This window comes from Bacillus sp. EB106-06-01-XG163 (assembly GCF_058791615.1).
This window is the reverse complement of sequence record NZ_JBYTDS010000006.1, coordinates 1-15590: the sequence shown is the minus strand read 5'-3', so window position 1 is coordinate 15590 and position 15590 is coordinate 1. Positions and strand designations below refer to the sequence as shown.

Genomic DNA, 15590 nt, shown 5'->3' with positions numbered 1-15590 from the left:
TCGCTCCTTCTATGTATTGGCTTACATTATAGCTTTTTTTCTGAGAAACATAAATGGAAAAAAGGTTGCCAGCTAAAGGGATAGGAAAAATTCCCATAGAGACCGGTTATTATTTTTCATTACAGGAACGATAGTGTACAATTTAAGTAAAATACATATGATGGAGGAACAATAGTGGAAACATTGCAAACATGGGGCGGCAGATTTAAACAGTTTTTCTTAGACAATAAATTTGTCTTGTTTTTGCTTGTATTGCTGCTCATCGGTCTCAATATCCTTGTCTTTATGAAGACATCATTTATTTTCACACCTATTATCGTCCTGCTCAAAACGATTGCGCTCCCCGTCATTTTGACAGGAATTGTTTATTATCTGCTTAATCCGATCGTAGATATATTGGAAAAAATAAGAGTGAAAAGAGTCTATTCCATCCTGCTCCTTTACCTCATTATTATAGGGCTGATTACGATTACGGTCGTTTCAATTATTCCGTTTTTAAAGGAACAGATCATGAGCCTGATCGACAATCTGCCGAAATATGTGGATATCGTTGAAGATCAGACGAAAAGCCTGATCGGAAGCGATTTTGTAAATCAGGCGCAAAAGACGATGAATATCAACATTTCCGATCTTGCTAATAAAGTATCGGCGCAGGCGGCGACAATTGCAAACAGCACATTTACCGGAGTCGGGAATTTTATCGGCGCGCTGACGGAAGTAATTATTTCAATTGTGACCGTGCCGTTTATTCTGTTCTATTTGCTGAAAGACGGCAAAAAACTGCCGATTTATATCTTAAAGTTTGTGCCCACCCGTCTAAAAGAACAAACGTATACGATGCTTAGTGAAATGAACCACAGATTAAGTTCCTATATCAGAGGACAGGTCATCGTCAGCTTCTGCATCGGGTTTTTATTATTTATCGGCTATCTGATTATCGGACTTGATTATGCGTCACTGCTTGCGGTCATTGCCGCTTGTACGAGCGTTGTTCCGTATTTAGGGCCGACCATTGCCATCACGCCGGCGATTATTATCGCGTTGGTCACTTCGCCCCTTATGCTGCTGAAGCTTGCGATTGTATGGACCGTTGTCCAGCTCGTGGAAGGGAAATTAATTTCGCCGCAGATCATGGGGAAAAATCTTCACATTCACCCGATTACCATCATCTTTGTTCTTTTAACCGCTGGAAAGCTGTTCGGGGTTGTCGGCATTATTTTAGCCATCCCGGGGTATGCGGTCATCAAAGTGGTCACGACCCATCTGTTTGATTGGTTCAAAATGCGTTCGCATTTATATGAAGAAGAAAAAAATGATGCTGGATCGAAGTCATAAAATCGGAACGGATATGATATTTATTATAAGACAGGCTTTCCTTCAGAGGAGAGCTTCTCTTTTGTAAATGATGAATGAAGGGAAGAATGGGATGACACTATGGGAGATGTTCACAGCAGCCGTTTTGGGAATCGTGGAAGGGCTGACGGAGTATGCGCCGGTTTCTTCCACGGGACATATGATCATAGCGGATGACATCTGGCTGAAATCCGGAAGCCTGATGAATCCGGAAGCCGCCAATTCCTTCAAAGTGGTGATTCAGCTCGGTTCGATTCTGGCGGTGGCCATTGTGTTTAAGGATCGGATATTACATTTACTCGGCCTCAAAAAAAACGTCACGCGCGATCAGCAGAAGGGATACAGGCTGACCATCGCGCAAATCGCCGTCGGTCTTGTTCCGGCGGCGGTGCTCGGCTTTTTATTTGAGGATTTCATTGACCGCTATTTATTCTCCGTCAGAACGGTCGCTTACGGATTAATTGCCGGAGCCGTGCTTATGCTTATAGCGGACTGGATCAATAAAAGGAAAGAAACGATCGATACGGTGGACAGAATCACCTACAAACAGGCTTTCTGTGTCGGATTATTCCAGTGTCTCGCCTTATGGCCCGGATTTTCCCGCTCAGGCTCAACGATTGCCGGAGGTGTCATTGTCGGCTTGAATCACCGGGCAGCCGCAGACTTCACATTTATTATGGCTATTCCGATTATGGCGGGCGCAAGCCTTCTGAAGCTGGTGAAATACTGGAGCAGTCTTTCTTATGACATGATTCCGTTTTTTCTTGTCGGCTTTATTTGCGCCTTTATCGTCGCCCTCTTAGTCGTCAAATTTTTTCTTCGGCTTATTAACCGGATTAAGCTTGTCCCGTTCGCCATTTACCGTGTCATCCTCGGCATCATTTTAATCATGCTCGTGCGATAAACGAAGAGGCCCCCGGAGGGTCTTCTTTTTATGTTCGAAAAACGTCTCAGGAAAACATGAGCAAACTGAATTTTCTGCTTGAAATTCATAGAAGACTCGTCTATAATAAAACATGACGTTACAGCACGGGGCCATAGCTCAGCTGGGAGAGCGCTACGCTGGCAGCGTAGAGGTCAGGGGTTCGAGCCCCCTTGGCTCCATACCTTTAAACCCTTATTCTATAAATAAGGGTTTTTTTGTTTTTTCATCTTCTGCGGCAGCCTCTATGTTCTGCTTCATTTCTAACAACTCAAAATAAAGGAAAGAGAGAAAATGAAAAAGAAAATCTATCTTCTACTAACTCTTTCAGCGGCACTGGCACTTCTTTTAACAGCGCTCCCGGCTCTTTCTCCCGTCGTCTTCACGTCTGCTTCAGAAAAAGGAGCCATCAGGCATGACATTTATAAAAAAGGATATCCGTATCAAAGCTACTTTGCGATTCTTCGAAAAGAAGAAGGCGGCGGAGAGGCCGGGAACCTTTATTATGTAAATTGGTTCAATTGTAAAGATGATACCGGACAGACGCCGCACGTATGTTATTCAAAAAAATCGTCCGAAGGCGAGTACAAAGTAAGCTGCGGAACCGGACCGTAATGATCAAGAGCCCCTCTCCAATGAGGGGCTCTTTCTGTCGATGCCGCTCTGGCTCTCCGTTTAATATCCCCAATATAACGGCGTATCATAATGCCGATACGGATCATTCGGATAATGCGTATTTGGCTGATAAGGCGTATTCATATCATGAATACCCGTGTTTTCAGTCTGTCCGCAGTATTTATCGGGACCTATCACAGTTGATTGCCGGATCGGTGAAACGGCTTTTTCCCACTCATGCTCATTCAGACAGTACGTATGCGCCATAATCTCAGGCGGCGTCAGACGGAGAATATCCGAGCCGTATATCACTTCAGGCGAAGGGGCGTCAAATATGGCCAAAAGGTGGGTTCTGTCTGAAGTGGCGACTTCATAATGCCACCACCCCTGCGGAACATTCGCCACTTGTCCTGAAGAGATCGGATAATTCCGTATTTTCTGGGTGAACGGATTCAGCATCGACACCACCGCGGAACCCGAAATACAGTACACCAATTCAGCGGCGTTTTGATGGGTATGCGGTTCAATCACATTTGTTTTGCTCAGAAAGATATCTAATAATGAAATATTTTCAAGCGTGTTTAACTGTTTAATCCCCAATACATTGATAAAGTTCTGAGCATCTTTCGTAAAAAAACGGCTCTCATTCACATCATAAGTGAACTGTGTATTCGGAGACGTGTAATCGATATCGGAAACCATGCACTCCCCCGCTTTCATCTTTAAACGTATATTCCCAAATATATGTGTCCCTGTTTCACCGGGTGATAAAAAAAGGAGGTAAAATCCATAAATTCCAAATCCAACACAATATTGTGACGACTTTTTTAAAGATTCATTTTAAATATATCTTTTATTCGAAATATCTCTTACTATAAAGATATATTTAAAATACATCTTTAGAAGGGTTGAGGATTAACATGCTGGATGAGAGAACAATAGACATCATCAAAAGCACAGTACCCGTATTGAAAACACATGGAGAAAACATCACCGGACGCTTTTATAACCTGATGTTTCAAGATCATCCCGAACTGTTAAATATGTTTAACCAAACGAACCAAAAGAAACAGACTCAGCGCGCAGCATTGGCAAATGCAGTCATTGCGGCTGCGGCGAATATTGATCAATTAGAACAAATCATTCCGGCGGTCAGACAGATCGGCCATAAACACACAAGCATCGGTGTAAAACCGGAACATTATCCGATTGTCGGAAAGTATCTGCTTCTGGCAATTAAGGATGTGCTGCAGGATGCCGCAACTCCTGAGATTATGCAGGCATGGGAAAAAGCTTACGGTGTTATTGCGGAGGCTTTCATCGGCATTGAAAAAGACATGTACAATGAAGCCGGATGGCAGGGGTATAAAGAATTTTCGGTTATACAGAAAACGAAAGAAAGCAAAGATATCACATCATTTTATATCAAACCGAGTGACGGCTCTTCGCTTCCTGGATTTGAAGCGGGACAATATATCAGCATTAAGGTGCGGATTGCGGATTCTCCTTATACGCACATTCGCCAGTACAGCCTGTCTGATGCTTCTCAAAAAGGGGCATATCGGATTTCTGTGAAAAAGGACGGAGCGGTTTCTTCTCATCTCCACAATGAAGTTCAAGAGGGAGATAAACTTGAAGTCAGCGCACCCGCCGGGGATTTCAAGCTGTCTTCTGCCGAAAAACCGGTTGTTCTTATCAGTGCCGGTTCCGGAATCACGCCGATGATGAGCATGCTGAAAACAGCCGCCGAAAAACAGCCGGAGCGTGCCGTTACTTTTATTCATGCCGCGAAAAACGGAGAGTACGCCGCGTTCCGCAAAGAGGCTGAACAAGCTGCGGAGAATCATCCGAATATTAACGTCATTTATGTATACAGTGAACCGGCAGAACAAGACCGCTCAGGAGACAAGCCTTTTTACAGCGGCAGGATTGATCAAACCTTCTTGGAGCAGCTTCATCTGAATCAAGATGCTGAATTTTACTTGTGCGGATCAGCGCAGTTTATGACGCAAATGAAAGATATGATTCTTGCACTCGGGTTTGACTCTGATTCCGTTCAATATGAATTGTTCGGCCCTCAGCTGAGCATGGCATAACAAAAAAGACTCCTCAAAGAGGAGTCTTTTTTATTTGCGCAATATGTTCTTTCTCCGTCTTTTTCCCTATTTTATTGAAATTTTCATCAATGACCAGTAAAATTATAAATCTAGTGATTCCGGAATTAAAGGAAGGTTGATATGAAAAAGAAAGCAAAGACCAAAAGGGGGCTTGGGTGCCTTTTTGCTGTATCTCTTATATTCGGATTATTTCTGGTATCAATGGTGTTTTCGAAATTCATAGTGACGGAAGAAAAACCGCCTGAAGAGGTGGACGAGCAGCAGGTCTTTATTGACAGCCTTTCCGGGCATGCTCAGATTTTATATGAGAAATATCATGTCCTTCCGAGCATCACCCTCGCACAGGCCATTCTCGAATCGGACTGGGGGAACAGTGAGCTTGCGGGGAAAGCGCGCAACCTGTTCGGTGTAAAAGGTGATTATAAAGGAAAACACGTCACGATGAAAACGGATGAATTTGAAAAAGGAAAACGAAAAACGATTCGGGCAAAATTCCGTAAATACAGCACGTTTTTTGAATCAATGGATGACCATGCCAAATTATTTGTCAACGGAACGTCTTGGAATAAAAAGAAGTATAAGCCTGTCATTGAAGCGGACAATTATAAAACAGCGGCGGCTGCCCTTCAAAAATCCGGCTACGCCACAGACCCCGGCTATGCTGAAAAAATTAAAGATGTCATAGAAACCTATAACCTGAATGAATATGACAAAATCAATGCCTCTCTTAAAGCAGTTGATATGAAAGGCGCCATCAAAGACCACGCCATTGAAGACGTGTGGTCCAAGCCGTCAAAAGAGCGGCATTCTATTAAACTGGCATCGGCGCAAAAGTTTACCGGCCAGCATATTAAAGTCGTATCTGAAAAACAAAACGGAGAATCCGTCTGGTACCAAATTCAAGTGAAAGATGAGCTGATCGGCTGGGTTGACCAAACCGCCGTCCAGTTAAGTGAAGAAACATAAGCATCAAAAAAAGCCGGCAGCCCGCCGGCTTTTTTACATTCCTTCAGTTTCAAACCTTTTAATATCACGTTTATGCCCCATCAGCACAAGGCAGTCACATTCATGAATGACAGTCTCCGGAGAAGGGGACAGCTGAATGTCGCCGTTATGTTTCACGGCGAGAATGCTGCAGCCGAATCTGGCCCGGACGCCGAGCTCAAGAATGGATTTTAAATGCAGCTTTTTCGTGGCTGAAAGCTCCACGATGCTGTATTCATCTGACAAATCAATATAATTTAAGACGTTTTCATCCGAAAGGCTTTGCGCAATCCGCACGCCCATATCCTTTTCGGGATGGATAATACGATCAGCACCGATCTTTTCAAGCACTTTGTGATGATAATAGTTTTGTGCTTTCACCCAAATATTAGGGATGTTCAGCTCCTTCAATAACAGCGTCGTCAGCGTGCTTGCCTGAATGTTGGCGCCGATTGCTACGATGACATATTCAAAATTTCTGATGCCGAGCGACTGAAGCTCGCTTTCTTCCGTTGAATTTGCCCGCACAGCATGCGTGGCATAAGAGGAGTATGCGTTGACCCGCTCTTCGCTGATATCGACCGCAAGCACCTCATGCCCCATTTTAAAAAGCTCTTTACAGATGCTTCCGCCGAAACGTCCGAGTCCGATGACGGCAAATTGTTTATTTTTGATTTTTCCCAATCCTCATAACTCCTTAAGAAACTGTTTTCGTCACTCCAAATACAACAAACAAGAATGTACTCCTGTTTCAAGGGTTTGTCAATGCGAGGGCCGGAAGAAAGAAAACAGCACGAAAAAAGACCGGCTGACAAGCGATGGGCTTGTGCCGGTCCGTTTTTCGCAATTATTTGCAGTTGCAAGGCTGTGTCGGCGGTGTGCTGCGTTTTTGAACAACAATTGTGTCCTCAGCATAGAATTTAGAGCCGATGCTTAATGATTTATTTTCTGCACGGAACTTATATGTACCTGCAGCAGGCAATGTTTTATTATTAAGAGAAAGCTTAAATTCCGCTGCGCCGAGCAAATCAATGTTTAACGGAAGTCTGACTGTTTTGCCGTTATTCAGAATCTGTCTTTCACGCAAAGCGTGTCCGTTGACTGTATCTTTTGTTGTAGCCGCAAATCCGCTAGGAAGGGTAAATTCCATAACGCCTAAGCTCAGGATCGTGTTCGGACGGTACGTCAATTCGATATCAGAAAATGACCATTCCTGCTGGCTGGCACCTGTATATTTTGCAAATAAGGTAGCAGTCGCTTTCGTGGACATTTCCGGCTCGTGAACGGTTGAGCCTGACTCAGCGGCGAATGACGCTGTCGGCAGAGAAAGAAGCAAAACCAGGCCGAATAAACTTGCCATGACAGTTGAGAAAAATTTCTGTTTCATTTTCATAAATCCCCCTAAAAAAAATTTGCTGGTTGTTCTTAAAAAAGAACGACCATACCTATAAAAATTTACCATCAATTTTAATGGAAGTAAATGGGGTTATGTTCCTATATTTTCTCAAAAATAATCAAATCACGACAAAAAACGCCTGATTTTGATTCAGGCGTTTTTTTCGTCGGTTTCTATCGGAATAAATTTAAAAATCTCCCCGCTCTGAACCGAGTCAGCGAGACGCTTCAGCCAATGATAATAAGCTTTCGAACTTTCAAGCTGATCATATAACTGCCGCGCTTCTTCCTGTAATTCCGCGTTGCCTTCCTCGGCCAGCAAAACGGACTGCAAATCCGCCTGGGCCTGTTCGATGGCGGACAAATTCACCTGAACTTCACGATCCCATTTCGGCGGGAAGAAATTCGTGAAAAACGTAAAGAAATCTTTTTCCGCTACAAACGTATGCTTCCGTGTGCCGCGGTGAAAGGTTTTTTTGACCACATTTAAATCCTGCAGCTTTTTGACGCCTGTGCTCATACTCGGTTTGCTCATCTGCAGTTCCTCACGCATTTCGTCAAGCGTCATTTCATCCCTCATATACATTGTTCCGTATAAAATCCCGACACTCCGGGTGATTCCGTAAAGATCCATCGTCTCTGCAATGGAATCAATGACAAGATCCCTGGCTTGTTCTATAGCTGCGAATTCTGGATTCTCATCCATACTGTCCCTCTTTTCCTCTTGAAGTTTAAATTTGTTAAGTCATTTCTTTATGTTCTTAATCTTAACGAATCATGACAAAATGTCAAAATCTAAACGGACTGACCGGGTTTTGACAGGTAAAAAAACATGTGTTAAATTAATATTGTTAAAAACATTAAATTTTTATTTAACAAACTTACTTTTCGGTAAGGAGGACTCTTATGAGCAAAACGCTTTATATCGGCGGCGAATGGATCAGTGCAGAAAAAAAACAGACGCGCCGTATCATTAATCCATTTAATCAAGAAGAAATTGCAACGGTATGCGAAGGAGACCGGGATGATGCGGTGAAAGCCATCGCCGCAGCCAGAAAAGCATTTGATGAAGGGGAGTGGCCGGTGCTTTCCGGGCTCGAGCGCGGACAATTTGTTCTGAAAATTGCGGAATTAATCAGACGCGATCTGAACGAATTAGCTGAGCTGGAATCGCTCGATACAGGAAAAACGATTGAAGAAAGTAAAGCCGATATGGATGATATCGCAAATGTATTTCAATATTATGCCGGTTTGGCGGATAAAGACGGAGGCGAGGTCATTTCATCTCCGATTCCCGATTCCGTAAGTAAAATCGTCAGAGAGCCCATTGGCGTATGCGGACAAATTACGCCGTGGAACTATCCGCTCCTTCAGGCGAGCTGGAAAATCGCTCCCGCTCTTGCGGCCGGAAACACGATCGTTTTAAAGCCGAGCGAGATTACTCCGCTGACAACCATTAAAGTCTTTCAATTAATAGAAGAAGCCGGTATTCCGAAAGGGGTCGCCAATCTCGTGCTGGGGCCGGGCGCCTCTGTCGGCGACGAGCTGGCGAGAAACCTCGACGTCGATTTGGTCTCTTTTACGGGCGGAATTGAAACAGGCAAAAAAATCATGCAGGCGGCAAGCGGCAATGTGAAAAAGATTGCTCTGGAGCTTGGCGGCAAAAATCCGAATATCGTATTCCAAGATGCAGATCTCGAAACAGCTGCAGATCAAGCGCTGAACGCCGTGTTTTTCCATGCCGGCCAAGTATGTTCGGCAGGGTCCCGTCTTTTGGTGGACGAAGCCATTCATGATGAATTTTTAGCCGAGCTGATCAAGCGCACGAAACGCATCAAATTAGGAAACGGTTTTCATGAAGATACGGAAAGCGGTCCGCTGATTTCCGCCGAGCATCGGGCCAAAGTCGAAAAATACGTAGAAATCGGCATCGAAGAAGGGGCAAAACTGGAAACAGGCGGCAAACGTCCTGATGATCCCGCCCTTCAAAACGGTTTCTTCTATGAACCTACTATTTTCTCAAACTGCAAGTCTGATATGCGGATAGTCCAAGAGGAGATCTTCGGCCCCGTTTTAACAGTTGAGTCATTTTCTTCTGAAGAAGAAGTGATCAGACTTGCCAACGATACCATTTACGGGCTGGCCGGAGCGGTATGGTCAAAGGATATTGAAAAATGCGAACGCGTAGCCGCCAAACTGCGGATGGGAACGGTATGGATCAATGATTTCCACCCGTATTTCGCGCAAGCGCCATGGGGCGGGTACAAACAATCGGGCTTCGGCCGCGAACTCGGCAAAATCGGTCTGGAAGAATACACGGAAATCAAACATATTTACCGCAACACGAAACCTGCACCCGTGAACTGGTTTCAAGCATAACGAGGAGGAGATACAATATGACATTAAATATGAAAGTAGAAAGCATGCATAAATTCCATACATTCGAAATCCCGACAGTCATTAAACACGGAATCGGTGCGATTCAGCACGCGGGAAGTGAAGTCAGAGCGCTTGGCGTCACAAAAGCGCTGCTCGTAACAGACCCGGGAATTTATAACGCAGGAGTGGCAAACCCAGTCATTGAATCTTTGCAGGAAGCGGGCATCGAAGTCGTCCTGTTTAACAAAGTGGAGCCGAACCCGCCTGTACGTCTTGTAAACGAAGGATCAGAACTGTATAAAAAAGAAAACTGCAACGGTCTTGTGGCTGTCGGCGGCGGAAGCTCCATGGATACAGCGAAAGCCATCGGGGTAGAAGCGACACACGAAGGAAGCGTGCTTGATTATGAAGCCGCGGAAGGCAAAAAGCCGCTGGAAAACCGTATTCCTCCGCTGACAACGATCCCGACGACTGCGGGAACAGGTTCAGAGGTCACACAATGGGCGGTCATTACAGATGAGGAAAGAGAATTTAAATTCAATACGGGCGGACCGCTTATCGCCGCGCATTTAACGGTCATTGACCCTGAGCTGCACACGTCCATGCCTCCGCATGTGACGGCCATGACAGGTATTGACGCACTTGCGCACGCCATCGAGTGCTATACGATGAAATTCGCGCAGCCGATCACTGATGCCGTCGCTTTAATGGCCATTGAATATGCGGCGCATTATATTAAGCGCGCGTTTGCGGACGGAGAGGATTTGGAAGCAAGATACGGCATGGCGCAGGCGGCGATGCTTGCCGGCCTTTCATACGGCAGTGAATCAGCAGGCGCGGCGCATGCGATGAGCCAGACGCTCGGCGGCATCATCCCTGTCGCTCACGGACAATGCGTCGCAGCTATGATGGGGCCGGTAATGGAATACAACTGGAAAGGCTATCCGGAAAAATTCGCCCGCATCGCCAAAGCATTCGGAATCGATACAAGCAACATGACAACCGAAGAAGCGGCAAAAGCGTCCGTCAACTGGATGTATGATCTTGTAAAAGATTTAGAGGTGCCGAGTTTAGAAGAACAAGGTGTGTCTCCGGACATGATTGAACGTTTATCAAAAGAAGCCATGAAAGATCCGCAAACTTTCGGAAATCCAAGAGATTTGAATGAGAAAGCATACAACTGGATTTACAAACGCTGCTTTGACTTAACGCCGAAAACGGTATAATAAATGAACCCCGCTCCTTTACAGAGCGGGGTTTTTTAAGGATAATGTCAAGAAAAAGGCGGTGGTGGCTGATGTGGAAACGCATAACAGCAAAGACGGAAGGCGTATATATAGCGGATACCGAACAATTTGTTACCAAAAAGATGGACAAGCTTCGCGCGGAATACGGCGGGTTCCCCGGTGACTTGCATTTCGGACTGACAAAAAAGGCCGGCGCGCGTGAGCCGATGTATGAAAGAGGAACAGAAATTTTTAACCGGAGACAGATTTCAATCGTGTCCATGGAGGAATGTGATGACATTGCGGAGAAGATGGGGATTTCTCATATCTTTCCCGAATGGCTCGGCGCTAACATCGCAATCAGCGGTTTTTCTGCACTGACGCCGCTTAAAGAAGGAAGCAGAATGATATTTCCAAGCGGTGCGTCTCTGTTGTGCGAGGGAGAAAATGATCCGTGCATTCAGCCGGGAGAAGTCATTCAATCCTTTTATCCGGATCAGCCAAAACTCGCCGCGGCGTTTGTGAGGCACGCGATGGGCAGAAGAGGAATTGTCTGTATTGTTGAACGCCCGGGTGACATATGCACGGGCGATGCGATCACCATCCATTCTTATGAACCGAAACGCGCCAAGAAAAAAATCGAGAAGGTCTGACTCAGACCTTTTCGATTTTTTGTTTGATTTCTTTTATTTGATTAATGTGACGCTTTTCATGATGGCCGATAAAATCAATCCACTGGCGGATCGTCAGTTCTTGAAAAACAGGATGCGGAAGCACACGTTCAAAGTCTTCCTCGTTTAATGATGAAATAACTGCGGTCAGCTGCTGTCTTGCCGTATCTAATTCTTGTTTTGCTTCAATGACTGATAATCGGTTTTGCTCAGGTTCGAGGTGTGACGGCGCCGGCCGTTTATCTGTTCTGTCCTCTATAAACTCCATCGGTTTTTCTTCTATTTCTTTTAACGGTGCGTCTTTTGCCTGCTTTGATAAAAGGGTCTGCGCTGTTTCGTCAATTTTCTTTAAATGGTCAAGGACTTCCCGCACGCTCCACTCATCAGCCGCGGGCTTTCGGTTGAATTCCTCATCAGAGAGTCCTTTCAGTTCTTCCCAGATCTGCTGTCTGGCTTCATTAAAAATGCTCATCCTATCTCCTCCTTTAGAGTAAACATATCATATCCGGATTGGATAATCATGTAATCAGCCTTACTTATCAGAAAATTGAAACCATTTACCTTTACATCCGTATATAAAGTAACACTCCGACACCTCGGCCGAAAGGAGGATAGAAGATGGACATATTTCATCTGCCGCTTGAAACGGTCTATCTTTACACATTGATTATTTCGGGAAGTCTCACGCTTTTGATTCTGTTTTTTCAAGATGTGTTTCACGGCCTCTCGGAAGCCATTCCTGTTTCATTTTTAAACCCTGCATTGATTCTGTCTTTTTTAACAATCTTTTCAGCCTCAGGTTATATCGGCGAAATCGCCGCTCCGCTATCAAGTTCTGTCATTGCGTTGCTTTCATTTGTTCTTTCGGTTCTTTTGGTCAGCCTGCTTCACTTCTTCGTCCTTGTCCCGCTTTCATCAGCGGAAGAATCGCTCGCTTATCGGGAGACGGATTTAAAGGGCAGAGTCGGCAGGGTCATTACTTCCGTCCCGAAAGACGGCTATGGAGAAGTGATCATAGAGGGAATAGGGGGCGCCATTTCTAAATCAGCCGTCAGCTTTGATCAAGAACAGATCAAGTACGGAACTGCCGTATTAGTGATTGACGTGAAAGACGGAGTGCTTTTTGTGACGCCGCATGAACCAATCTGATATCTAAGGGGGAACTGTTATGACTATGCCGATTATCATCGTTATCGGAATCGTATTCTTTTTACTCATCGCACTTATTGCTGTATTTATTACGAAGTACCGGACGGCGGGGCCGGACGAAGCCCTTATCGTGACCGGAAGTTATTTGGGAAATAAGAACGTCCACATTGATGAAGGCGGAAATCGTCTGAAAATCGTCCGGGGCGGGGGAACGTTCGTGCTCCCGGTATTCCAGCAGGCAGAACCTCTCAGTTTACTGTCAAGCAAACTTGATGTCTCTACACCCGAAGTCTATACAGAGCAAGGCGTGCCGGTAATGGCCGACGGAACCGCCATTATTAAAATCGGAGGCTCTATCAGTGAAATCGCAACAGCAGCTGAACAATTTTTGGGGAAATCTAAGGAAGACCGTGAGCAGGAGGCGCGGGAGGTGCTGGAAGGCCATCTGCGCTCCATCCTCGGCTCCATGACCGTTGAAGAGATTTATAAAAACAGGGAAAAGTTTTCTCAGGAAGTCCAGCGGGTCGCGTCTCAGGATCTTGCTAAAATGGGGCTCGTGATCGTTTCTTTTACGATTAAAGACGTCCGCGATAAAAACGGCTATCTTGAATCATTAGGTAAGCCGAGAATCGCCCAAGTCAAGCGGGATGCGGACATTGCCACGGCAGAAGCGGATAAAGAGACGAGGATTAAACGTGCGGCCGCTGATAAAGACGCAAAAAAATCAGAGCTGGAGCGGGCGACGGAAATAGCTGAAGCGGAAAAAATCAATCAGCTGAAAATGGCGGAATACAGAAGAGAGCAGGATACAGCAAAAGCCAATGCCGACCAGGCATATGATCTTGAAACAGCAAAAGCCCGCCAGCAGGTGACAGAGCAGGAAATGCAAATTAAAATTATTGAGCGGCAAAAGCAGATTGAATTGGAGGAAAAAGAAATTCTGCGCCGTGAGCGCCAATATGACTCTGAAGTGAAGAAAAAAGCCGATGCCGACCGTTACTCGGTGGAACAAGCGGCCGAAGCCGCAAAAGCGAAGCAGCTCGCGGAAGCGGATGCCGAGCAGTACAGTATCGAAGCGATGGCCAAGGCGGAAGCGGAACGCGTGAGAATTGACGGTCTTGCTAAAGCGGAGGCTGAAAAGGCGAGAGGAGAAACCGAAGCGGAAGTCATCCGCCTGAAAGGTCTCGCAGAAGCGGAAGCTAAAGAAAAAATCGCCGAAGCATTCGAAAAATACGGGCAGGCTGCAATCGTTGATATGATTGTGAAAATGCTGCCTGAATATGCGAAGCAAGTCTCAGCGCCTCTTTCCAACATTGATAAAATAACCGTCGTTGATACGGGAGGAAGCGGTGAAAACGGCGGGGCCAATAAAGTCACAGGCTACGCAACCAATTTAATGGCCGGTCTTCAGGAAAGCTTAAAAGCATCTTCCGGAATCAATGTAAAAGAGCTTATTGAGAATTTTTCAGGCAAAGGAAACATAAAACAAAGTATAAATGAACTTACAAAAGAACTGAGTGATTCGAACGAACGGCACAGCCCGGAATAAAAAAACAGCAGGCGTAAACCGCCTGCTGTTTCAGTTCGTCCGCTTAGCTTCAAGAAGCCGCGGCGCAGTCATGAATAATAAGATAAGGACAATGGCCGAAAGGATAAAAGAAGGAATCATATAAGTCGCGTTATAGACGGACGAATAAATCCATACCGGCGTGCCTTTCGGAGCATAGCTTCCGAAAAAGACCGCTCCGGAGACCACATGTGCCGCATAGCGCAACACACTGCCGATGAAAACACCGCCTATAACATACATCGTTAAAGCGCCTCTTTTTTTATTCAATGCCGATTCCCGTACACCGGAAGCAAACAAGCCGCTGAAACCGAGAACTGCAAATGCCGCGATGTAATCAAGTAATAACTGCACCGGGTGCTGCAAAAACAAATTGCCGATGGCGATCTGGACAATCCCTGTTAAAAAGCCTGTCGTAAGCCCGGCTTTCACTCCCCAGCGGAATGAAATCAAAAAAATCGGAATCATCATAATAGAGACCGAACCGCCTTGGGGCATCCGGAGAAACATACCTGAGACAATGTCCAGAATGACAGCCGCCCCGGTCATAATCGCTATTTCAATTAAGCGCACAAGCTGTGTTGAATGATTCATAGTTTTCCCCCTGGTCAGACAACCGTAACAAGGATAAACAAAAAAGCAGCGCGGGGAAGGATGGGAAAAGGTCCGCGCGCTGCTTACATAAACTGCAAATCATTTGGCTTTGCCACATCCCTACGCCAGCGTTAACTAACAGGTTCAAAGGGTCAGAACAAAACGTTCACTCTCAGCTTTAATGCTCCCCTTGTGGTCATCAAGTATTTAGTTCAATCTTACTATACAAGAAAATATGCCAAACCACAAGACGGCTTGCCTTTCTATAGAAGAGAAACTGAAATAAGTATGAAAGAAAATAATTAATGATTTTTTTAAAAAACTATTGTCATATTTTCAAAAGGGTGTTATATTATTAAACGTCGCTGATGAACAGCAGACAACAACAAAAAGCTTCGGAAACAACGTAAAAAAAGTTGTTGACATAAAAGAAGCTGAGTGGTAAGATAATAAAGCTGCTTCAACAAGCGGTAATGATCTTTGAAAACTAAACAAGACAAAACGTACCTGTTAATTCAAAGTTTTAAATAAATCGCACAGCGATGTGCGTAGTCAGTCAAACTACTTTATCGGAGAGTTTGATCCTGGCTCAGGACGAACGCTGGCGGCGTGCCTAAT

At 45.2% G+C, this 15590-nt stretch carries 16 protein-coding genes, 1 tRNA gene and 1 riboswitch; of the genes, 11 read left to right on the top strand and 6 right to left on the bottom strand.

The features are described 5' to 3' along the window. Positions 1-174 precede the first annotated feature (174 nt). From AC3WTF_RS08840 to AC3WTF_RS08825, 4 genes are all read left to right on the top strand, one after another. Complete coding sequence (locus AC3WTF_RS08840) at positions 175-1335, top strand: AI-2E family transporter (protein WP_007408629.1); 1161 nt, start codon at positions 175-177, stop codon at positions 1333-1335. A 91-nt stretch (positions 1336-1426) separates the two neighbouring features. Then, positions 1427-2257 carry an undecaprenyl-diphosphate phosphatase gene (locus AC3WTF_RS08835; protein WP_015240453.1) on the top strand — a complete coding sequence of 277 codons (831 nt, stop codon included), beginning with the start codon at positions 1427-1429 and terminating at the stop codon, positions 2255-2257. A 127-nt stretch (positions 2258-2384) separates the two neighbouring features. Beyond that, a tRNA-Ala gene (locus AC3WTF_RS08830) sits at positions 2385-2457 on the top strand. Positions 2458-2569: 112 nt separating this feature from the next. Further along, positions 2570-2890, top strand: coding sequence for a YjcN family protein (locus AC3WTF_RS08825; RefSeq protein ID WP_216448302.1), 321 nt, complete (start codon positions 2570-2572; stop codon positions 2888-2890). A 60-nt stretch (positions 2891-2950) separates the two neighbouring features. Here AC3WTF_RS08825 and AC3WTF_RS08820 read toward each other — a convergent pair whose 3' ends face one another. Further along, positions 2951-3592 (bottom strand): cupin domain-containing protein, encoded by a 642-nt coding sequence (locus tag AC3WTF_RS08820; RefSeq protein WP_032867212.1) that lies wholly within the window; start codon positions 3590-3592, stop codon positions 2951-2953. Positions 3593-3810: 218 nt separating this feature from the next. Between AC3WTF_RS08820 and hmpA the strand changes: the two genes are divergently transcribed. Together hmpA and AC3WTF_RS08810 are read left to right on the top strand one after the other, a co-directional pair. Beyond that, positions 3811-4986, top strand: coding sequence for an NO-inducible flavohemoprotein (hmpA, locus tag AC3WTF_RS08815; RefSeq protein ID WP_007410173.1), 1176 nt, complete (start codon positions 3811-3813; stop codon positions 4984-4986). Between the two features lie 141 nt (positions 4987-5127). Then, positions 5128-5973, top strand: a complete 846-nt coding sequence (locus AC3WTF_RS08810) for a glucosaminidase domain-containing protein (RefSeq protein WP_007410172.1) — start codon at positions 5128-5130, stop codon at positions 5971-5973. Positions 5974-6006: 33 nt separating this feature from the next. Here the strand turns inward: AC3WTF_RS08810 and ktrA are convergent, their stop codons facing one another. From ktrA to gbsR, 3 genes are all read right to left on the bottom strand, one after another. Continuing rightward, positions 6007-6675, bottom strand: coding sequence for a potassium uptake protein KtrA (gene ktrA, locus AC3WTF_RS08805; RefSeq protein ID WP_007410171.1), 669 nt, complete (start codon positions 6673-6675; stop codon positions 6007-6009). Between the two features lie 163 nt (positions 6676-6838). Next, a complete protein-coding gene (gene bslA, locus AC3WTF_RS08800) occupies positions 6839-7378 on the bottom strand; it encodes a biofilm surface layer hydrophobin BslA (protein ID WP_015240450.1) in 540 nt (179 codons plus the stop codon). A gap of 159 nt (positions 7379-7537) precedes the next feature. Then, the gene (gene gbsR / locus AC3WTF_RS08795; protein WP_007410170.1) at positions 7538-8092 is read right to left on the bottom strand and encodes a transcriptional regulator GbsR; all 555 of its coding nucleotides are present in this window, start codon (positions 8090-8092) and stop codon (positions 7538-7540) included. A gap of 200 nt (positions 8093-8292) precedes the next feature. Here gbsR and betB point away from each other — a divergent pair, with 200 nt between their 5' ends. From betB to AC3WTF_RS08780, 3 genes are all read left to right on the top strand, one after another. Next, positions 8293-9765, top strand: coding sequence for a betaine-aldehyde dehydrogenase (gene betB, locus AC3WTF_RS08790; protein WP_039063515.1), 1473 nt, complete (start codon positions 8293-8295; stop codon positions 9763-9765). A gap of 17 nt (positions 9766-9782) precedes the next feature. Continuing rightward, positions 9783-10991: a choline dehydrogenase gene (gbsB, locus tag AC3WTF_RS08785; RefSeq protein WP_003152181.1), complete on the top strand. Its 1209-nt coding sequence runs from the start codon at positions 9783-9785 to the stop codon at positions 10989-10991. Positions 10992-11062: 71 nt separating this feature from the next. Continuing rightward, positions 11063-11644: an MOSC domain-containing protein gene (locus AC3WTF_RS08780; RefSeq protein WP_007410167.1), complete on the top strand. Its 582-nt coding sequence runs from the start codon at positions 11063-11065 to the stop codon at positions 11642-11644. 1 nt (position 11645) lies between these two features. Here AC3WTF_RS08780 and AC3WTF_RS08775 read toward each other — a convergent pair whose 3' ends face one another. Continuing rightward, complete coding sequence (locus tag AC3WTF_RS08775) at positions 11646-12134, bottom strand: DinB family protein (RefSeq protein WP_047936062.1); 489 nt, start codon at positions 12132-12134, stop codon at positions 11646-11648. A 146-nt stretch (positions 12135-12280) separates the two neighbouring features. On the opposite strand from AC3WTF_RS08775, the gene AC3WTF_RS08770 reads away from it, so the two are divergent. Together AC3WTF_RS08770 and floT are read left to right on the top strand one after the other, a co-directional pair. Next, complete coding sequence (locus AC3WTF_RS08770) at positions 12281-12811, top strand: NfeD family protein (protein ID WP_007410165.1); 531 nt, start codon at positions 12281-12283, stop codon at positions 12809-12811. A gap of 19 nt (positions 12812-12830) precedes the next feature. Continuing rightward, complete coding sequence (gene floT / locus AC3WTF_RS08765; protein ID WP_047936061.1) at positions 12831-14360, top strand: flotillin lipid rafts scaffold protein FloT; 1530 nt, start codon at positions 12831-12833, stop codon at positions 14358-14360. A gap of 30 nt (positions 14361-14390) precedes the next feature. On the opposite strand, the gene thiT is transcribed toward floT, so the two are convergent. Beyond that, positions 14391-14972, bottom strand: a complete 582-nt coding sequence (thiT, locus tag AC3WTF_RS08760) for an energy-coupled thiamine transporter ThiT (RefSeq protein WP_064115932.1) — start codon at positions 14970-14972, stop codon at positions 14391-14393. A 100-nt stretch (positions 14973-15072) separates the two neighbouring features. Next, positions 15073-15173: riboswitch (TPP riboswitch) on the bottom strand. Between the last annotated feature and the right edge of the window lie 417 nt (positions 15174-15590).

Coding starts and splice junctions, on each gene's coding strand:
- AC3WTF_RS08835 (WP_015240453.1), top strand. CDS start 1,427: ATGACACTATGGGAGATGTTCACAGCAGCCGTTTTGGGAATCGTGGAA.
- AC3WTF_RS08775 (WP_047936062.1), bottom strand. CDS start 12,134: ATGAGCATTTTTAATGAAGCCAGACAGCAGATCTGGGAAGAACTGAAA.
- AC3WTF_RS08770 (WP_007410165.1), top strand. CDS start 12,281: ATGGACATATTTCATCTGCCGCTTGAAACGGTCTATCTTTACACATTG.
- bslA (WP_015240450.1), bottom strand. CDS start 7,378: ATGAAACAGAAATTTTTCTCAACTGTCATGGCAAGTTTATTCGGCCTG.
- AC3WTF_RS08820 (WP_032867212.1), bottom strand. CDS start 3,592: ATGGTTTCCGATATCGATTACACGTCTCCGAATACACAGTTCACTTAT.
- AC3WTF_RS08810 (WP_007410172.1), top strand. CDS start 5,128: ATGAAAAAGAAAGCAAAGACCAAAAGGGGGCTTGGGTGCCTTTTTGCT.
- AC3WTF_RS08780 (WP_007410167.1), top strand. CDS start 11,063: ATGTGGAAACGCATAACAGCAAAGACGGAAGGCGTATATATAGCGGAT.
- gbsB (WP_003152181.1), top strand. CDS start 9,783: ATGACATTAAATATGAAAGTAGAAAGCATGCATAAATTCCATACATTC.
- betB (WP_039063515.1), top strand. CDS start 8,293: ATGAGCAAAACGCTTTATATCGGCGGCGAATGGATCAGTGCAGAAAAA.
- gbsR (WP_007410170.1), bottom strand. CDS start 8,092: ATGGATGAGAATCCAGAATTCGCAGCTATAGAACAAGCCAGGGATCTT.
- hmpA (WP_007410173.1), top strand. CDS start 3,811: ATGCTGGATGAGAGAACAATAGACATCATCAAAAGCACAGTACCCGTA.
- floT (WP_047936061.1), top strand. CDS start 12,831: ATGACTATGCCGATTATCATCGTTATCGGAATCGTATTCTTTTTACTC.
- AC3WTF_RS08825 (WP_216448302.1), top strand. CDS start 2,570: ATGAAAAAGAAAATCTATCTTCTACTAACTCTTTCAGCGGCACTGGCA.
- thiT (WP_064115932.1), bottom strand. CDS start 14,972: ATGAATCATTCAACACAGCTTGTGCGCTTAATTGAAATAGCGATTATG.